Source organism: Pseudomonas sp. Z003-0.4C(8344-21) (assembly GCF_900104975.1).
Classification (GTDB): Bacteria; Pseudomonadota; Gammaproteobacteria; order Pseudomonadales; family Pseudomonadaceae; genus Aquipseudomonas; species Aquipseudomonas granadensis.
Genome location: NZ_LT629756.1, coordinates 6,028,686 through 6,044,470, shown reverse-complemented (window position 1 = coordinate 6,044,470; position 15,785 = coordinate 6,028,686). Strand labels below are relative to the sequence as shown.

Annotated in this window: 16 protein-coding genes; 13 read left to right on the top strand and 3 right to left on the bottom strand. The window is 57.5% G+C overall.

Going from position 1 to position 15,785, the window contains the following annotated elements; translation table 11 throughout:
• Nucleotides 1-42 precede the first annotated feature (42 nt).
• Nucleotides 43-588: a dTDP-4-dehydrorhamnose 3,5-epimerase gene (gene rfbC / locus BLU24_RS27170; RefSeq protein WP_093106135.1), complete on the bottom strand. Its 546-nt coding sequence runs from the start codon at nt 586-588 to the stop codon at nt 43-45.
• Between the two features lie 166 nt (nt 589-754).
• Between rfbC and BLU24_RS27165 the strand changes: the two genes are divergently transcribed.
• From BLU24_RS27165 to BLU24_RS27125, 9 genes are all read left to right on the top strand, one after another.
• Nucleotides 755-3,667, top strand: a complete 2,913-nt coding sequence (locus tag BLU24_RS27165) for an aminotransferase (RefSeq protein ID WP_093106132.1) — start codon at nt 755-757, stop codon at nt 3,665-3,667.
• Between the two features lie 302 nt (nt 3,668-3,969).
• A complete protein-coding gene (gene aguB / locus BLU24_RS27160; protein WP_090288346.1) occupies nt 3,970-4,848 on the top strand; it encodes an N-carbamoylputrescine amidase in 879 nt (292 codons plus the stop codon).
• A gap of 5 nt (nt 4,849-4,853) precedes the next feature.
• Entirely contained in the window at nt 4,854-5,960 is a 1,107-nt protein-coding gene (aguA, locus tag BLU24_RS27155; RefSeq protein WP_093106128.1) for an agmatine deiminase, read from the top strand.
• Nucleotides 5,961-6,206: 246 nt separating this feature from the next.
• Nucleotides 6,207-6,419 (top strand): hypothetical protein, encoded by a 213-nt coding sequence (locus BLU24_RS27150; protein WP_093106124.1) that lies wholly within the window; start codon nt 6,207-6,209, stop codon nt 6,417-6,419.
• A 452-nt stretch (nt 6,420-6,871) separates the two neighbouring features.
• Entirely contained in the window at nt 6,872-8,158 is a 1,287-nt protein-coding gene (locus BLU24_RS27145) for an OprD family porin (protein ID WP_093106119.1), read from the top strand.
• Between the two features lie 228 nt (nt 8,159-8,386).
• Nucleotides 8,387-9,133, top strand: coding sequence for a 2OG-Fe dioxygenase family protein (locus BLU24_RS27140; protein ID WP_090288355.1), 747 nt, complete (start codon nt 8,387-8,389; stop codon nt 9,131-9,133).
• Between the two features lie 79 nt (nt 9,134-9,212).
• On the top strand, nt 9,213-9,590 hold the full coding sequence (locus BLU24_RS27135) for a GNAT family N-acetyltransferase (protein WP_093107005.1): 378 nt from the start codon (nt 9,213-9,215) through the stop codon (nt 9,588-9,590).
• Nucleotides 9,587-10,303 (top strand): AzlC family ABC transporter permease, encoded by a 717-nt coding sequence (locus tag BLU24_RS27130; RefSeq protein ID WP_090288357.1) that lies wholly within the window; start codon nt 9,587-9,589, stop codon nt 10,301-10,303. The genes BLU24_RS27135 and BLU24_RS27130 overlap by 4 nt, the downstream gene beginning before the upstream one ends.
• Nucleotides 10,282-10,599, top strand: coding sequence for an AzlD domain-containing protein (locus BLU24_RS27125; protein ID WP_090288359.1), 318 nt, complete (start codon nt 10,282-10,284; stop codon nt 10,597-10,599). Before BLU24_RS27130 ends, BLU24_RS27125 begins: the two co-directional genes overlap by 22 nt.
• Here BLU24_RS27125 and BLU24_RS27120 read toward each other — a convergent pair.
• Nucleotides 10,516-11,442, bottom strand: a complete 927-nt coding sequence (locus BLU24_RS27120) for a LysR family transcriptional regulator (RefSeq protein WP_093106114.1) — start codon at nt 11,440-11,442, stop codon at nt 10,516-10,518. The two genes, BLU24_RS27125 and BLU24_RS27120, sit on opposite strands and share 84 nt — an antisense overlap.
• A 776-nt stretch (nt 11,443-12,218) precedes the next feature.
• Between BLU24_RS27120 and BLU24_RS27115 the strand changes: the two genes are divergently transcribed.
• Both BLU24_RS27115 and BLU24_RS27110 read left to right on the top strand, forming a co-directional pair.
• Nucleotides 12,219-12,629 carry an MbcA/ParS/Xre antitoxin family protein gene (locus BLU24_RS27115; protein WP_093106110.1) on the top strand — a complete coding sequence of 137 codons (411 nt, stop codon included), beginning with the start codon at nt 12,219-12,221 and terminating at the stop codon, nt 12,627-12,629.
• 11 nt (nt 12,630-12,640) lie between these two features.
• Nucleotides 12,641-13,306 (top strand): RES family NAD+ phosphorylase, encoded by a 666-nt coding sequence (locus tag BLU24_RS27110; protein ID WP_093107002.1) that lies wholly within the window; start codon nt 12,641-12,643, stop codon nt 13,304-13,306.
• A 49-nt stretch (nt 13,307-13,355) separates the two neighbouring features.
• On the opposite strand, the gene BLU24_RS27105 is transcribed toward BLU24_RS27110, so the two are convergent.
• A complete protein-coding gene (locus BLU24_RS27105) occupies nt 13,356-13,631 on the bottom strand; it encodes a DUF3077 domain-containing protein (protein ID WP_093106106.1) in 276 nt (91 codons plus the stop codon).
• A 485-nt stretch (nt 13,632-14,116) separates the two neighbouring features.
• Between BLU24_RS27105 and BLU24_RS27095 the strand changes: the two genes are divergently transcribed.
• Nucleotides 14,117-14,434, top strand: a complete 318-nt coding sequence (locus BLU24_RS27095; RefSeq protein ID WP_093106100.1) for a transcriptional regulator — start codon at nt 14,117-14,119, stop codon at nt 14,432-14,434.
• The gene (locus BLU24_RS27090) at nt 14,424-14,708 is read left to right on the top strand and encodes a helix-turn-helix domain-containing protein (RefSeq protein ID WP_172833301.1); all 285 of its coding nucleotides are present in this window, start codon (nt 14,424-14,426) and stop codon (nt 14,706-14,708) included. The genes BLU24_RS27095 and BLU24_RS27090 overlap by 11 nt, the downstream gene beginning before the upstream one ends.
• Nucleotides 14,709-15,785 lie beyond the last annotated feature (1,077 nt).

Here is a 15,785-nt window from a genome sequence, read left to right as displayed (position 1 = left end):
GAGCCGGTTGCGCCTGAAGTAACAGGCGCATTATGCCCGGGCTCAGGCGAAGACGTCAGCGTCCTTGAGCAGCACGGCGGCCTGGTCCTTGGCCGACAGTTTCGGCGCTTCGTCCAGTTGCCAGTCGATGCCCAGCGCCGGGTCGTCCCAGCGGATGCTGCGTTCGGACGATGGATCGTAGTAGTTGGTGGTCTTGTAAAGAAATTCGGCGAACTCGCTCAGCACTACAAAACCATGGGCGAAACCTTCCGGCACCCACAACTGACGATGATTTTCCGCCGACAGCCGCACCGCAACCGATTTGCCGAAGTGCGGCGAGCTGCGACGGATATCAACGGCCACGTCCAGCACTTCGCCGACAGTCACGCGCACCAGTTTGCCCTGGGTGTTCTGCAATTGGTAATGCAGGCCACGCAGCACGCCTTTTTGCGAGCGCGAGTGGTTGTCCTGAACGAATTGTGTATCGAGGCCGGTCGCGTCCTGGAACGCTTTGGCGTTGAAACTCTCGTAGAAGAAACCGCGCTCGTCACCAAACACCTTGGGTTCGATGATCAGAACACCGGGCAGATCGGTGGTGATTACACTCATGAGGATTTCCGTAGTCAGGTGTGAATGGCCGCCATTCTTGCGCAAAGTGCCGGATGGCGCGAGTGCTGGCATTCAATTCGCCGTGAAGCCTTTGTGCGCTTGGGGGTTGCGCAACCTTTGAAGCAATGGCGATATAAGCGCCTAATAAAATTTCAGGGGTCGTTCCATGCCGCTTGCCACGTTGATTCACCGCGCCAGTTTGCCCAGCCCGCAGGTTTCGCAGGAGCAAGCGCAGCAATGGCTGGCGGAGCATTACGGGCTCAGCGGCGCTCTGCACGCACTCGGCAGCCAGCAGGATCTCAATTACCGCGTCGACAGCCCGCGTGGGCGCTTTGTGATGAAAATCTGCCGCGGCGATTACGCACTGGTGGAGTTGCAAGCCCAGCACGCGGGTCTGAAATATCTGGCCGAGCACCCGGCGATAACGGTGCCGCGTGTCATTGCGGCAAAAAACGGCGAGGACTTGCTGACGCTGCAGGCCGGCGGTGAAGCGGTGCACGTGCGGCTGCTCGATTACATCGAGGGCCAGTCGCTGACGCACCTGGATCATCTTGGCCACAAGGTCGTGGCAGACTTCGGCCGGCTGTGCGGTGAGATGGATCTGGCCCTCGCCGGGTTCGACCATCCCGGCCTTGCGCGTACCTTGCAATGGGACGCACGCCACGCCAGTGCCTTGATCGAGCATCTGCTGCCGGTGATCAAGGACGCGCAGCAGCGCACCTTGATCGCCGAGGCTGCCGAACAGGCCGAGCGCCGCTTGCAGCCGCTGCAGGACAAGCTGCCGGTGCAGGCGATCCACATGGACATCACCGATGACAATGTCGTCTGGGCGCGCGATGCCCAGCGTCACTGGCAGTTGCAGGGCGTGATCGATTTCGGCGATCTGGTGCGCACCTGGCGCATCACCGATCTGTCAGTCACTTGCGCTGCGTTGCTGCATCACGCCGACGGCGATCCGTTTGTCATCCTCCCGGCGGTGCAGGCCTACCATGCGGTCAATCCGCTGCAATATGAAGAATTGCAGGCGCTGTGGCCGTTGACCGTCGCACGCGCGGCCGTGCTGGTACTTAGTGGCGAGCAGCAGGTCAGCATCGATCCGACCAACAGCTACAGCCGCGACAACCTCAGCCATGAATGGGAAATTTTCCGTGTCGCCAGCTCGGTGCCGTTGGCGCTGATGGAAGCGGCGATCCTGACCTTGGTGAGGCACAGCCTGCCGGCGATCGACAGTGGCGATTTCGCAACGTTGCTGCCGGGACTGGTCGGCCGCGAGTTTGCCCTGATCGACCTGGGTGTGCTGAGTCCGCATTTCGAGTCCGGTAATTGGGAACAGGCGGGCGTTGACCAGCGCCTGCTGGACGAAGCCGCGGCCGTGCATGGCCTCGCGGCGAGCCGTTACGGCCAGTATCGATTGTCACGCACGCAGCCTGACAGCGCCGTCGAGCCGCAGACTTTCCCGCTGCATGTCGAACTGCGTGTTCCCCGTGGCTGCGTCGTGCAAGCGCCGTTCGCCGCTGTCCTGCGCGAGACGGCTGACGGCGCGCTGTGTCTGGACGGCCCGCAGCTCAGCGTGCGGCTGTGGGGCGTGACGGCCTCGCTGCCAAGTGGTTCGACGCTGGCCAAGGGGCAGGCGCTGGGCTCGGTCAGCGGACCGCTGCTGGTGCAACTTTGCCGTGACGCACAAATGCCGGCGCCGTTGTTCTGTACACCATCGCGTGCAGAGGCATGGCAGGCCCTGTGTCCTTCGCCGGCCGCTGTGCTGGGGCTGGCCTGTGATGCCGAGCCGGAACTGGACGGCAAAACCCTGCTTGAGCGTCGCGACGCCAGTTTCGCCCGTACGCAAAAACACTATTACGTCGACCCGCCGCGCATCGAGCGCGGCTGGCGCAATCATCTGATCGACATGCAGGGCCGTTCCTATCTCGACATGCTCAACAACGTCGCGGTGCTCGGTCACGGTCACCCGCGCATGGCGGCGGTGGCGGCGCGGCAGTGGTCGCTGCTCAACACCAACTCGCGGTTCAACTATGCGGCGGTCGCCGAGTTTTCCGAACGCCTGCTGAAGCTGGCGCCGGAAGGCATGGATCGGGTGTTTCTGGTCAACAGCGGCAGCGAGGCCAATGACCTGGCGATTCGCTTGGCCTGGGCCTACAGCGGCGGGCGCGACATGCTTAGCGTGCTGGAGGCCTACCACGGCTGGACGGTGGGCGCCGATGCGGTATCGACTTCCATTGCCGACAACCCCAGAGCCCTCGAAAGCCGTCCGGACTGGGTGCATCCGGTGACCGCGCCGAATACTTATCGCGGTGAATTCCGTGGCCTCGATTCAGCGCCGGATTACGTGCGCAGCGTTGAACAGCAATTACACAAACTGGCTGAGCAAAAGCGCCAATTGGCCGGGTTCATTTGCGAGCCGGTGTACGGCAACGCCGGTGGCATCTCGCTGCCGCCGGGGTATCTGCAACAGGTCTATGCATTGGTGCGCGCCCGGGGTGGCGTGTGCATCGCCGATGAAGTACAGGTCGGTTACGGGCGCATGGGCCATTTCTTCTGGGGTTTTGAAGAACAGGGCGTGGTGCCGGACATCATCACCATGGCCAAGGGCATGGGCAACGGCCAGCCACTGGGCGCGGTGATCACGCGCCGGGAAATCGCCGAGGCGCTGGAGGCCGAGGGCTATTTCTTCTCGTCGGCGGGCGGTAGCCCGGTCAGTTGCCAGATCGGCATGGCAGTACTGGATGTCATGGAAGAAGAAAAACTCTGGGAAAACGCCCAGGTGGTCGGTGGCCACTTCAAGGCGCGGCTCGAAGCGTTGATCGATAAACATCCGCTCGCGGGAGCGGTGCATGGTTCGGGGTTTTATCTGGGGCTTGAACTGATCCGCAACCGCGACACGCTGGAACCAGCGACCGAAGAGACCGCGCTGCTGTGCGATCGCTTGCGTGAGCTGGGGATCTTCATGCAGCCGACTGGCGATGATCTGAATATTCTCAAGATCAAACCGCCGATGGTGACATCGCGCCAGAGCGTGGATTTCTTCGTGGACATGCTCGACCGGGTGTTCAGCGAAGGCCTGTAAGCGTTGCGAATCTCCTGTGTGCGAGCCTGCTCGCGAAAGCTATCAATCAATCGACATCATTGTTGACTGTGAGACCGCCTTCGCGAGCAGGCTAGCTCCCACCGTTATTTTAGGTTGTGAGTTCGATTTGTATCGGTATTTTTAGGTTTTATTTCGACATAAGGCGTTTCAAGTGCTTCTAAAGCCGATATTTATCGGCTATAAAGTCGCTATTGCTCCGGCATGGCGATCTATTGTCCGGCGCGCGCGTTTACTTTTCGGTCGACTTTCCGACCGTCGAAGCACCTGCCCGGAGATGATTCATGAGCCGTATCGTTACCGTTGCTGCCACTCAGATGGCCTGTTCGTGGGATCTGCACGCCAACCTCGAAATCGCTGAAAGACTGGTGCGTGAAGCTGCTGCCAAAGGCGCGCAGATCATCCTGATTCAGGAATTGTTCGAGGCGCCGTACTTCTGCCAGAAACCCAACCCGGATTACCTGCAATTGGCGACGACGGTCGAGGACAACGTTGCAATCAAGCATTTCCAGAACATCGCCAAAGAGCTGCAAGTGGTACTGCCGATCAGCTTCTACGAACTGGCCGGCCGTGCGCGGTTCAACAGCATCGCGATCATCGATGCCGACGGCAGCAACCTCGGGATTTATCGTAAAAGCCACATTCCGGACGGTCCCGGCTATCACGAGAAGTATTACTTCAACCCCGGCGACACCGGTTTCAAAGTGTGGAACACCCGTTACGCAAAAATCGGCGTGGGCATCTGCTGGGATCAGTGGTTCCCGGAAGCCGCGCGCAGCATGGCGTTGCAGGGCGCGGAGATCCTGTTTTATCCGACCGCGATCGGCAGCGAACCGCACGACCAGACGATTTCCTCGCGCGACCATTGGCAGCGTGTGCAACAGGGCCACGCCGGGGCCAACCTGATGCCGCTGATCGCCAGTAACCGCATCGGCCGCGAAGAACAGGACGGTTATGACATCACGTTTTACGGCTCCTCATTCATTGCCAACCAGTTCGGCGAAAAAGTGCAGGAGCTGAATAAAACCGAAGAAGGTATTCTTGTGCACACTTTCAACCTCGACGAGCTCGAACACATTCGCAGCGCGTGGGGTTCATTCCGTGACCGCCGTCCGAACCTGTACGGTGCGTTGAAAACCCTCGACGGTTCCCTGGAGTCCTGATCCCGATGACCACCTTGAAAAGCACCCCGCGCGCCGACGGCTTCTACATGCCGGCCGAGTGGGCAGCGCAAACCCAGACCTGGATGATCTGGCCCGAGCGCCCGGACAACTGGCGCCTGGGCGGCAAACCGGCGCAGGCCGCACACGCCGCGGTAGCCAAAGCCATCGCCCGTTTCGAACCGGTGACGGTGGCGGTCTCCGCCGGCCAATATGAAAACGCCCGCGCGCGCCTCGACGTGCCGAATATCCGCGTCGTCGAGATGTCCAGCGACGATGCCTGGGTGCGCGACAGCGGCCCGACGTTTGTCATCAACAACAGCGGCGAAGTGCGTGGTGTGAACTGGGATTTCAACGCTTGGGGCGGCTTTGATGGCGGCCTGTATGCGCCGTGGAACCGTGATTCGCAGGTCGGCGGCAAGATCCTCGAGATCGAGCGCAGCCCGCGTTACCGCACCGAAGGTTTTGTGCTGGAGGGCGGTTCGATTCACGTCGACGGCGAAGGCACGCTGATCACCACTGAAGAATGCCTGCTCAACCGCAACCGTAATCCGCACCTGAGCCGCGAAGAAATCGAAGCGGTGCTCAGCGCCAATCTGGCTGTGGATAAGATCATCTGGCTGCCGGATGGCCTGTTCAACGATGAAACCGACGGCCATGTGGATAACTTCTGCTGTTACGTGCGTCCGGGCGAAGTGTTGCTGGCCTGGACGGACGATCCGCAGGATCCGAACTACCCGCGCTGCCAGGCTGCGATGAACGTGCTGCAAAGCAGCACCGACGCCAAGGGCCGCCCGTTCACGGTGCACAAGATGCCGATTCCTGGGCCGCTGTACGCGACCGAGGAAGAGTGCGCCGGCGTCGATCAGGTCGACGGCACTCAGGAACGCAACCCGTCCGCGCGCCTGGCCGGTTCCTACGTCAACTTCCTGATCGTCAACGGCGGCATCATCGCGCCGAGCTTCGATGACCCGATGGATGCGCCAGCGCGGGAAATCCTGCAGAAGCTGTTCCCGCAGCACGAAGTGGTGATGGTGCCCGGCCGCGAACTGTTACTGGGCGGGGGCAATATTCACTGCCTTACCCAACAGCAACCGGCGCCGCACAAAGAGTGAGTTGAGTCGTAACAGCCTGAGTTGACAGGTAAAAAAACCTGACGTTTTTTAACGTACCGGTCAGGAACGCCAGGCCCGCGGCCCGAAAGGACCGCGGGCTTTTTTTGTCTCCATTGGTCGCCCGGGCAAAAAGCTTGGCATAGCTCTTGTATTGCTTCTGATGCACTAGGGAGGGAGAAGAACTTCAACAGTTCTGTCATGAATCTTGGATAACGTAGCCGCTCACGAACGGGAGAGAGCGCTGAAATGAACGCCGAAGTGAACGTAATCAGCGAGCGGACTTTGCATCCCATGGCCGCTAACGGCGAAACGCTCCAGCGTGTGGCGCACTGGTTGAAATCCAATGGAACGCGTCAGATCAGAGAACCTGATCCGCGCCGGATGATGATCGAGCGCTATCCCGCTGACCTGTTCAGCGAGGCCGAACTGGATGCGTTGTGGGCTGTGATGGAAGGATAAGAAGAACAACAGGGATCGAAAAAAGCGCTGCCGGGAAGGCGGCGCTTTTTTATGCCCGACACAAAACGAGTGTAGGAGTGAGCCTGCTCGCGATAGCGGTCTGCCAGTCGACAATATTGCAACAGACAGACCGCTATCGCGAGCAGGCTCACTCGTACAGTTTAAAACTCCCTGCTCAACCTTGGTTTTCTGCAACAGCCTAGCTAATAATTTACGTTTCTTAGACGATTTCTGCCTATTTAAAGACGATTCTTGAAATTGACACATTGTTCAGGCCGCGGCTACGATTCGGCCCAACGCCTGTGGCTAACCGCCATGACTCAAAATAAGGAGCAGGCCCGCCATGACTTGTCGTCGGCGGGTCTTTTTGTTTCGGGGTGAATACAAGAGTGCAAAAGCGCCGTTTCAGCCGTTCGACACAGCGCGTTTCAACCCGTAATAAGGAAAACAAAATGTTGAACAAGCGAATCAGTCTGATCGCACTGGGGATGTTGAGTGCTACACAGGCCATGGCTAACGACCAGGCCGAATCCAAGGGTTTCGTTGAAGACAGCAGTCTGAAAGTGCTGCTGCGCAACGCCTACATCAATCGTGATTACAAAGACGGTCGTGCGGACAAAGCCGAGTGGGGCCAGGCGGCGATCGGGACGTTCTCGTCCGGCTTCACCCAAGGCACCGTGGGTGTCGGCGTTGACGCCTTTGGTCTGTACGCGCTGCGTCTGGACGGCGGCAAGGGTCGTACCGGCGCGCAAGGTATCGACTTCTTCAAACAGGAAAACGATGGTCGCGCGGCCCATGACATCGCTAAGGGCGGCGCAGCGGTCAAATTCCGTGTGTCCAACACCGTGCTGACTTACGGTGACCAGATGCCGGCCTTGCCGGTGCTGAGCTACGACAACGTGCGACTGCTGCCGGAAAGCTACACCGGTACCTTGATCACGTCGCGCGAGATCAAAGGTCTGGAACTGAACGCCGGGCGTTTCACCGCCGAATCGCGCAAGAGCGATGAAGGCCGTGACAGCGGCGGTCTGAAAGCGATCAACGTGTTGGGCGGCAGCTATCAGTTCACCGAACACTTCAAAGGCGCGCTGTACGCCTCCGATGTTGAAGACGTCTTGAAGAAACAGTACGTGAATGCCAACTACGTGTTGCCGTTCAACAAGGATCAGTCGCTGACCCTGGACTTCAACGGTTATCGCACCAAGCTGGACAACTCGTACGTCCGCGAAAACGGCGTAACCGGCGACGACAACAAGATCTGGAGCCTGGCAGCGACCTTCGCCACCGGCCCGCACTCGTTCACCGTGGCGCACCAGCGTTCGACTGGCGACAGCAATCTCGGTTACGCCTATGGCGGCTACCAGAAAGATCAGGGTCGTGTCGGTGACGGTGGTAACTCCATCTACCTGGCCAACTCTTACTGGTCCGACTTCAACGCCGAAGACGAACGCAGCTGGCAGTTGGGCTACGGCCTGGACTTCGGCGCATTCGGCGTACCGGGTCTGAGCTACAACTTCGCGTACGTACGTGGCGACAACATCACCACGTCGACCAGCGAAGGCGGCACCGAGCGCGAGATTTTCAACCAGGTCAAGTACGTCGTGCAAAGCGGCCCGGCCAAAGACCTCAGCGTGAAACTGCGCAGCTCGATCCTGCGCGTATCGCAGAAATCCAGCGAATACAACGTCAGCGGCAACGAGCTGCGTGTGTTCGTCGACTACCCGATCAACATCTTCTGATGATCGGGCTGTAACGAAAATGAGAAAACCCCGATTCGTTCGGGGTTTTTTTTCGCCGGTTTTTCGACAAAAAAACGAAAAAACCCGTGTTTCAGTCATGTAAAAGTTGTTTTTCAAGCGCTGCAAGTGCCGTTTCAAACAGCGCTTCAAATGCCTGAAATTCTTTCTCATGGACGCAAATTCTCCACCTAATAGATTAGGCCGCTCAACGCAGCGGAGATTTGGGTAATGATCGTTTTGAACAGAGAAGTGGGCGAATCGCTACGGCGCGACAAATATGTCAACGTCCAGGGTGGTGACTTCAATCTCTACGGTCATTTTGCCGACTTCGTCAGATTGACCAAAAGTTGGGAAAACATGGAGCCTGACAGCTACTACGGTCAGGCCGAAGCCGGCATGCGTTACCGTCGTTACAGCGACTTCGAATACAACCCGAAGACTCGCGAACTGAAGCAACTCGAACATCGCGCTTACGTGCAGTCGAAGGAAAACAATGCCTACGTCGGTGGCGTTGTGCGGCACTTCCAGGATTTTTCCGAGGAGGTGATGAATTCGCCGGTGATGCGCAGCCTGATCGACACGGACTTCGAAGTGTATAAAAGCGTACTGCCGGAAGAGCTGCACGATGAAATCTGGCAGTGCCAGATCCATCAGATCCGCATCGAGATCAAACCCGGCAAACAACTGGAAATCACCCCGGAAGGTATTCACTGCGACGGCTACCCGTTCAGCGGTGTGCATTTCTGGGGGCGCAATAACGTCGAGGGTGCGGAGAGTCGTTTGTACGACATCCACGAGCATCAACTGGCGTCGACCACTTACCAGGAAATTCTCGACACCACCTATTTCCTCGACCGTGACATGCGCCACTACGTGACCCCGGCGCGCAATACGCACACCCATGCCATGGCATTCCGGCAGATTCTGGCGATTTCCTTCTCGCGGCCCGGGACCGCTTTCGACATTGTTCGCTAATCAGATCACCCCAATCGATGGCGTCGAATGCTCAACGCCCGTGGTGTTGCGCCGCGCCACCGCCAAGGATGCGCAGCGCATGGAGCGCTTTTTCCGTCAGTTCGACGAAGTGTCGTTCTGCGAATGGCAGGACGCCAAGTGCCTGCGCGGCGTGTTGATCCAGAAAACCACCACCGCGTACCTGGCCTTCGACATTGCCGGCGAAATCGTCGGCGCGGTGTTGGGTGGCATGCTCGGTAGCCGCGGCACCATCAATCACTTGGCGGTCAGCCCGCGCTATCGCAGCCAGGGCGTCGGTCAACGGCTGGTTGAAGCGGCGTCATCCGACATGAAACGGGTCGGGGTGTTGCGGATGTTTCTGTTCGTCGACGATGCTAACCTCGCGGGCAAGCGTTTTTGGGCCGCCCAGGGTTTTTGCGAGCCTCACGGCGAACGGACATTTGAGAGGGACCTATGAATGAAACGTCCGGCAGTGCGCCGTTGATGGCCGACCATCAGCCGTCGCGCACGTTTGCCGAAGCCAGCCCGGTGGTCGCCGGGTATTTCACGGTGGCGTTCGTGTTCGGCCTGATGGCCGTGAATGCCGGGCTGCCGATGTGGCTGCCGGTAGCGATGTGCTTGTTCGTGTATGCCGGCGCTTCGCAATTCGCCGCGCTGGCGCTGATCTCCAGCGGCGCATCGCTGACCACCATCGTGCTGACGACTTTTCTGATCAATGCGCGGCACATGCTGATGTCGGTGTACATGGCCAAAGCCTTGCGTGCGCTCGGCCTGAGCCGCATGGAGCGCTGGTGTTACGCTGGTGGCCTGACCGATGAATCCTTTGCGTTTCACAGCGTCAAGCTCGGCACGGGCGCCCCGGTCAATGTGCGTTATCTGATTGGTTTCAACCTGTTCTGCCACACCTCTTGGGTACTCGGTGGCCTGCTCGGCGCGGTGTGCGCGCAATACGCCGCGCACCTGATCAAATATCAGCTCGACTACGCCCTGACTGCCATGATGCTTTACGTGCTGGTGTCGCTGTGCAATACACGCAACAAACTCATCGCTGCCGCTGCTGCGGTGGTTTGCATGGGCGCGTTGAGCCTGATGGGCAGTTCGCCGTTCAATGTGTTTATCGCCACGTTTGTGGGCTGCGGAGTCGGTGTATGCCTGACCAAACGTTCCTGATCCTGGTGGTCGCGCTGATGATGGCCGTGACATTCCTGCCACGCGCGCTGCCGCTGCAAATCAACACCGAACACTGGCCGCCGTTTATCGCGCGGGCACTGGAATACTTGCCGGTGGCGATCGTCGCCGCGATCAGCCTGACCCCCTTGTTGATCAAGGACCGGCAGATACAGCTCGATCGCCCGGAATTCTATGCCGCAATTCCGACGTTGCTATGTGCGTATTTCAGCAAAAACCTCTTTCTCAGTGTGGCGGTGGGGACGGCCGCGTACATTGCGCTCGGCTCGTTCATGTAACGGCAAGTCGACGACATCGCTCAACGCCTGGCTCGACAACTCCGGATTGTTCACCGCCAGGCGCACTTCGAGGAAATCCTCGAAACCGGGGAAAATCGTCAGGCCGTTTTTCTGCGCGGCCTCACGCGAAACCATGCCCACCGCGTCCATTTGCGTGATCAACGACAGCGTCAAAGTTTCACTGCACGAATAAACCATGCGCTGGCCATTCTCGTGATTGCCCAGACCTGCATCGAGAAAGCGCAAAAAGCTGTGGGAATACGGACAATCTTCCGCAGGACGCACCTGAAACTTGTTGCCCAGCAAGGTCAGCGGATCGTTTTCCTGGCCACAATGCGCACCGACCACCTGGACCTGCACCTCCGGCAGCACAATGCTCGGCAAACCCGGGCGCTGCGGACCGATCAACACCGCCAGATCGAAATCTTCATTTTTCAGCTTGCTGAGATTCTCCATCGACTCGGCGTAGCTGAACTCCATCTGATAATCCGGAAACACCTCAATCAGCCGCCCGATCATGCGCCGGTTGAAGTCAGGCGCCAGGGTATTGTTCAACGCCACCTTCAACGTGCGCTGCCCCGGCACTTTCAACGCCGCGACTTTTTCTTCCATCTGTCGCGTCGCGATCAACACCTTGTCGATGTAAGGCGTGAGCTCCGTGCCTTGCGGCGTCAGCGTCAGACCTTTGTTGGAACGTCGAAACAAACGAAAACCGAACTGTTCTTCGACCTTGTTCAACTGCGCGGCCAACGCCTGCACGGTCAGACACGAATGGTCCGCTGCGGCCGACAACGAGCCGGTCTGCACGATGCGCATCAGGTTGCGTAAGGTTCTGCTATCCATGGGTAATGCCCTCTGAAATGGGCTGGGTATTGTTGTGTACGAGACGACCGAACCGGCGCCATATGCTGGCTATATTCCTGTACCTGAGCATAGTTGTCGCGGATTTAGTAGCGAATTGATTTCCCCGCCGATGGCTGGAGGCTGACACAGGATCGGGGTTTTTGATGGGGTGGGGGTGATGGGGGTCAAGAAAAGTGAATGGTTTTGGTGTAGAGCGTTGAGCTTTGGCTGGGAAAAGGCTGACAGCGTCAGTAGTTTTGGCATGCTAAATACATACATCCGAGGTGAACCAGCGACCGAGCTGATAGCGGGCATTCAGTAAAAAAGTGAAGTAGTGGCCGGTAGGGGCTGGGAAATTGGCAACAAGCGGCTCCAGGCATTGGCGATTCGAGCGCGGCCGTTCATTGCCCGAATCCCTATCGACAAGACTGTTCAAGTGACGTTGAAAGCACGAACTATTCGTCAGTGGTTCGAGGCGGTCACCGAAATGTTAAAAAATCCGGGCAATAAAAAACCGACATCACTGTCGGTTTTTACTCCCTAAACAGGGAAAGAGGTCTCACCCGGACGCTGATCATCAGGTTATCAGCGGGGTTCCTAACGCCGACTGTTGCCACCTGATAGCAGTCGGTTTCGCGCTCTTCGGCCGATTCTCGCCATCGCGGGAGAAACTGTCAATTCGCGGTCGGTCTATCGCAACTACGCTTGCGGAGTATATTTATAGCTTGGTTCATATCTGTACTAGTATCCAAGCATGACGAATCAGGAGAGTCTCAATGACTACCTTATCTCCAGCCCACACGCCCCGTGAACAACTCGACGCCCCCGAAGCCGGCCGCGTTGCGCTGAAGTTCTTCTTCAACCTCATGGAGCACTGGGGCTGCAGCGCCGAGCAGCAACGTACCTTACTCGGCGGCGTCGGCAACACCACGTTCTACAAATACAAGCACCTGCCGTCCAACATCCGTTTGCCCCACGATACCCTTGAGCGTATTTCGTACCTGATGGGCATTCACAAGGCGTTGAGCATCATCTTCAGCAACAGCCGCGAACGCGCCTACACGTGGGTCAGCAGCCCGAACACGGCAGCACCGTTCAATGGCAAAACGGCGCTCGATTACATGCTGGCGGGGAGGGTGATCGACATCGCCGATGTGCGCCGCTACCTCGACGGAGTGCGCGGTTGAAAACCCCGGCGCTGGTTGATGTGCCATGGCCGCGGGCGTATCGCATCGTCAACAGCAGCTTCCCGCCGATTGCCCTGTTCGAAGACGTCCTCGACCCCGAAGACCTTGAAGTCGCCTACGCCATCGAAGCACTGACCAACGATCGCCTGATCGAACAGGCCGGCGTACTCGCCCGCGTACGCCCCGAAGACCGCCTGTCCGGCCCCGGATCCAGCCCGGTGATGGCCGCCTTCACCCACGTCGGCAAACGCAGCCGCTTCAGCGACGGCACCTTCGGCGTCTACTACGCCGCGAGCAGCCAGGCAGCGGCGATTGCCGAGACCTGTTTTCACCAGGAGCGTTTTCTCGCTGCGACGCAGGAAGCCGATCTTGAGTTGACCATGCGCACTTACGTCAATCGAGTGGTCAAGCCGCTGCATGATGTTCGCCATGGCTTTGAAAGCCTGCATCAGCCTGACCCGGAAGCGTACGGCCCATCGCAAGCGTTCGCGCGGCAGCTGCGCGACGCCGAGTCGTGGGGCTTGCTCTATAACAGCGTGCGATTGGCTGGGCACGAGTGTATTGCAGCGCTTCGGCCGCCGGCGGTTTCGATTCCGAAGCAGGGGAAGCATTTGCGGTATGTGTGGAGTGCGAGCGAGCGCAAGATTTCGATTGTGTTTGAGATTAGTCAGGTTTGAGCGCAAAAAGCCCTCGCATTGACGCGAGGGCTTAGTGTTGCGAATTACGTCAATGGCTGACTGGCGGCGCATCCAGCACTTTCACAACATCATCGATCAGCGCCCTGCTCAATTCCTGCAGATACTGCGAGGCGTAAGCGTGCAGATCAGGATCACGAGAAATCGTGGAGTCCGCAGTGAGAAGCTTTGAAATGTGTAGCAGGTGCGAGGCATGTGACAGAGCGGCAACCACCGGTACGCCTCGGTTGGTGCGGAACATCGCCTGGTTGGACTTAAAGGAAAAATGCGTGAGGCCGGGTAATTTCAGATCAAGAAGATTGGTCATTTCGCTTCACCGTTCGATTGAAAGTGAGGCGAGGTGAACGGTTTCGCGAGGCAGCGGATTGTGGATGGATCGATGGCATTCATCTGTAAAACTCCCTGTTTCAAATGAGAGAGCTGCCATTTCGTTCTCAGGCGAAAGGGTGGCAGCTATGCGCAGGCTGAGAAACCGGAGATACAGGAACCCGGCAGACCCGAAGGTCTCCCACGCACAGCCGCCATTGCACGTTAAGACGGACACAAAAAAGCGCCGGCAATCGTGGGTTGGGGCGCTGGTGCGCCTGCATCTTACGCGGGTTCTCAGGCCCGGTCGCTGAATTGGCAGCGACGGGATTGACGGTAGCTTTGTGACAGGCAGATGAGCAACAGTGGCAAGTGGTGGCTTCTCGTTACAGCAGATTTCATAAGGTTTCGTGCCGCGCATTTCGTCGGTCTGTTCCCATAAAAGTTTATGGTTTGTTTATACGGCATGGCCGTATAGTCCGATTCATGTATACAATCATCGAAACGGAAATGTTCAAGCGCTATGCAGACGCCATATGGGTTGATGGTGAACGCCACGAATTCATAAATTGGCTCGCTGCAAATCCTCTGGTTGGCGATGTCGTGCCTGGCAGTGGAGGTTTGCGCAAGGTGCGTTGGACTCGCAGCGGCATGGGTAAGCGAGGCGGTACACGTGTCATTTATTACAACACGCTTTCTGAAGGCTCGATTTGGTTGCTCATTGCCTACACCAAGGCAAAGCTCGACAACTTGCCCTTAGCCTTCCTTAAGCAACTGAAGGAGGAAATCAGCGATGGTCGATGAACTGGAGCAATTCCAGCAGGACTTGCTGGAATCTGTACGTCAGATGAAGGCCGGCAAGGCCGCGCGCGTAACGCAGGTGCCGCTCTCTACGGCAGCAGAAGCACGCGCCAAGGTAGGTGTTTCTCAAAGCGCGTTTGCCAAACTGATCGGTGTAAGTCTGCGGACTTTGCAGGACTGGGAGCAGGGGCGCCGGCAGCCGACGGGTGCGGCACAAACCCTCTTGAGGGTCGCAAGTCAGCATCCTGAGGCGTTAAGGGATTTGTTTCCTGCCTGATTCCATCTGGGGCTTCTTGGCTGACTCACAAACTACACAGCCCCTGCGATTCTGCGGGGGCTTTGTTTTGGGAAAAACAGGGTCAGACTACGATTTTCGATATTAATTGGAAACGTGGTCTGACCCCTATTTCCCCCCAGTCCAACTGATGCGAAGGAATTTTCCGCAAAAGCATCTCAAGCCTTAGCGCTAGCTGCGAAGTTGAAGCAGATTACTCTTTAAATAGAGAATGAGTTCTCTGTAAATAGAGTGAAATATAATTTAACAGCGCTATGTGTGGTGTGCGTATTTGGCCCGGGCGCAACACTTTTGTTGCCTGGACTGAAATATACTTCCCCGGGCGCAACACTTCTGCTGCCCGGGGGGAAGTATACTTTCCCGGGAGCATACCGTTCGTCGGATCATTTTTCTTGCATAGTGTTTACTTGTGTTGTCGCAACTTTATTGCGCCGCAACAAAGTATCCCCGGACCGGGCGCAGCAAACCCGCTAATTACCGAGCTTTCGCTATTCTCGAGTGTGGGGCCCGGGCGATTTTCTTTTTTGCCCGGGCGCAAAACGACGAAAGGCCCGGGGAAGCCCGGGCCTTTCGTGTGTGAGTCTGGTGGTTTCCAAGCCTCAATCCTGTGATAGATTGATCTCCAGCATTCGACGCTCTACAACTTTTGAATCTAGACAACTCGAAAGGTTAGGGCGTAGCCATAAAGCAGTCAACCCTACGGTTATCCAAATTCCGTTGATAGTTGCGCTAAAAACTATATTAGTTGCGGTATAAGCATATTAATTGAATGTTGGTGCAGCAGTTTAACTGCTCCGGTGAGTGCTTGCGTTTAACCGCTTTATTTTTTATGAAGCAAAGCATCTAACCTAAAGGAGTAAAAAAATGATTCGTTTCGTTTCACGATACATTCCAGAAGAGCTAATCCGCTTGCTACAAGCAGCCTATTGGTCAATCCGATTAGTGAGGCTTATTCAGCAGGTGGCATAGTGGTGCTGTGGATGGGGCTCAAAAGGTAGCCCCCAATAAAAAACCCGCCCTAGCCGAGGCTAGGACGGGTCCCCAAGAAGATGCCGGTTA

What these genes read in the sequence shown, in the direction of transcription:
- BLU24_RS27115 (WP_093106110.1), top strand. Translation starts at nt 12,219, where the DNA reads ATGACTACCTTATCTCCAGCCCACACGCCCCGTGAACAACTCGACGCC.
- BLU24_RS27150 (WP_093106124.1), top strand. Translation starts at nt 6,207, where the DNA reads ATGAACGCCGAAGTGAACGTAATCAGCGAGCGGACTTTGCATCCCATG.
- BLU24_RS27120 (WP_093106114.1), bottom strand. Translation starts at nt 11,442, where the DNA reads ATGGATAGCAGAACCTTACGCAACCTGATGCGCATCGTGCAGACCGGC.
- BLU24_RS27125 (WP_090288359.1), top strand. Translation starts at nt 10,282, where the DNA reads ATGCCTGACCAAACGTTCCTGATCCTGGTGGTCGCGCTGATGATGGCC.
- BLU24_RS27145 (WP_093106119.1), top strand. Translation starts at nt 6,872, where the DNA reads ATGTTGAACAAGCGAATCAGTCTGATCGCACTGGGGATGTTGAGTGCT.
- rfbC (WP_093106135.1), bottom strand. Translation starts at nt 588, where the DNA reads ATGAGTGTAATCACCACCGATCTGCCCGGTGTTCTGATCATCGAACCC.
- aguB (WP_090288346.1), top strand. Translation starts at nt 3,970, where the DNA reads ATGAGCCGTATCGTTACCGTTGCTGCCACTCAGATGGCCTGTTCGTGG.
- BLU24_RS27090 (WP_172833301.1), top strand. Translation starts at nt 14,424, where the DNA reads ATGGTCGATGAACTGGAGCAATTCCAGCAGGACTTGCTGGAATCTGTA.
- BLU24_RS27165 (WP_093106132.1), top strand. Translation starts at nt 755, where the DNA reads ATGCCGCTTGCCACGTTGATTCACCGCGCCAGTTTGCCCAGCCCGCAG.
- BLU24_RS27130 (WP_090288357.1), top strand. Translation starts at nt 9,587, where the DNA reads ATGAATGAAACGTCCGGCAGTGCGCCGTTGATGGCCGACCATCAGCCG.
- BLU24_RS27095 (WP_093106100.1), top strand. Translation starts at nt 14,117, where the DNA reads ATGTATACAATCATCGAAACGGAAATGTTCAAGCGCTATGCAGACGCC.
- BLU24_RS27105 (WP_093106106.1), bottom strand. Translation starts at nt 13,631, where the DNA reads ATGACCAATCTTCTTGATCTGAAATTACCCGGCCTCACGCATTTTTCC.
- BLU24_RS27140 (WP_090288355.1), top strand. Translation starts at nt 8,387, where the DNA reads ATGATCGTTTTGAACAGAGAAGTGGGCGAATCGCTACGGCGCGACAAA.
- BLU24_RS27135 (WP_093107005.1), top strand. Translation starts at nt 9,213, where the DNA reads ATGGAGCGCTTTTTCCGTCAGTTCGACGAAGTGTCGTTCTGCGAATGG.
- aguA (WP_093106128.1), top strand. Translation starts at nt 4,854, where the DNA reads ATGACCACCTTGAAAAGCACCCCGCGCGCCGACGGCTTCTACATGCCG.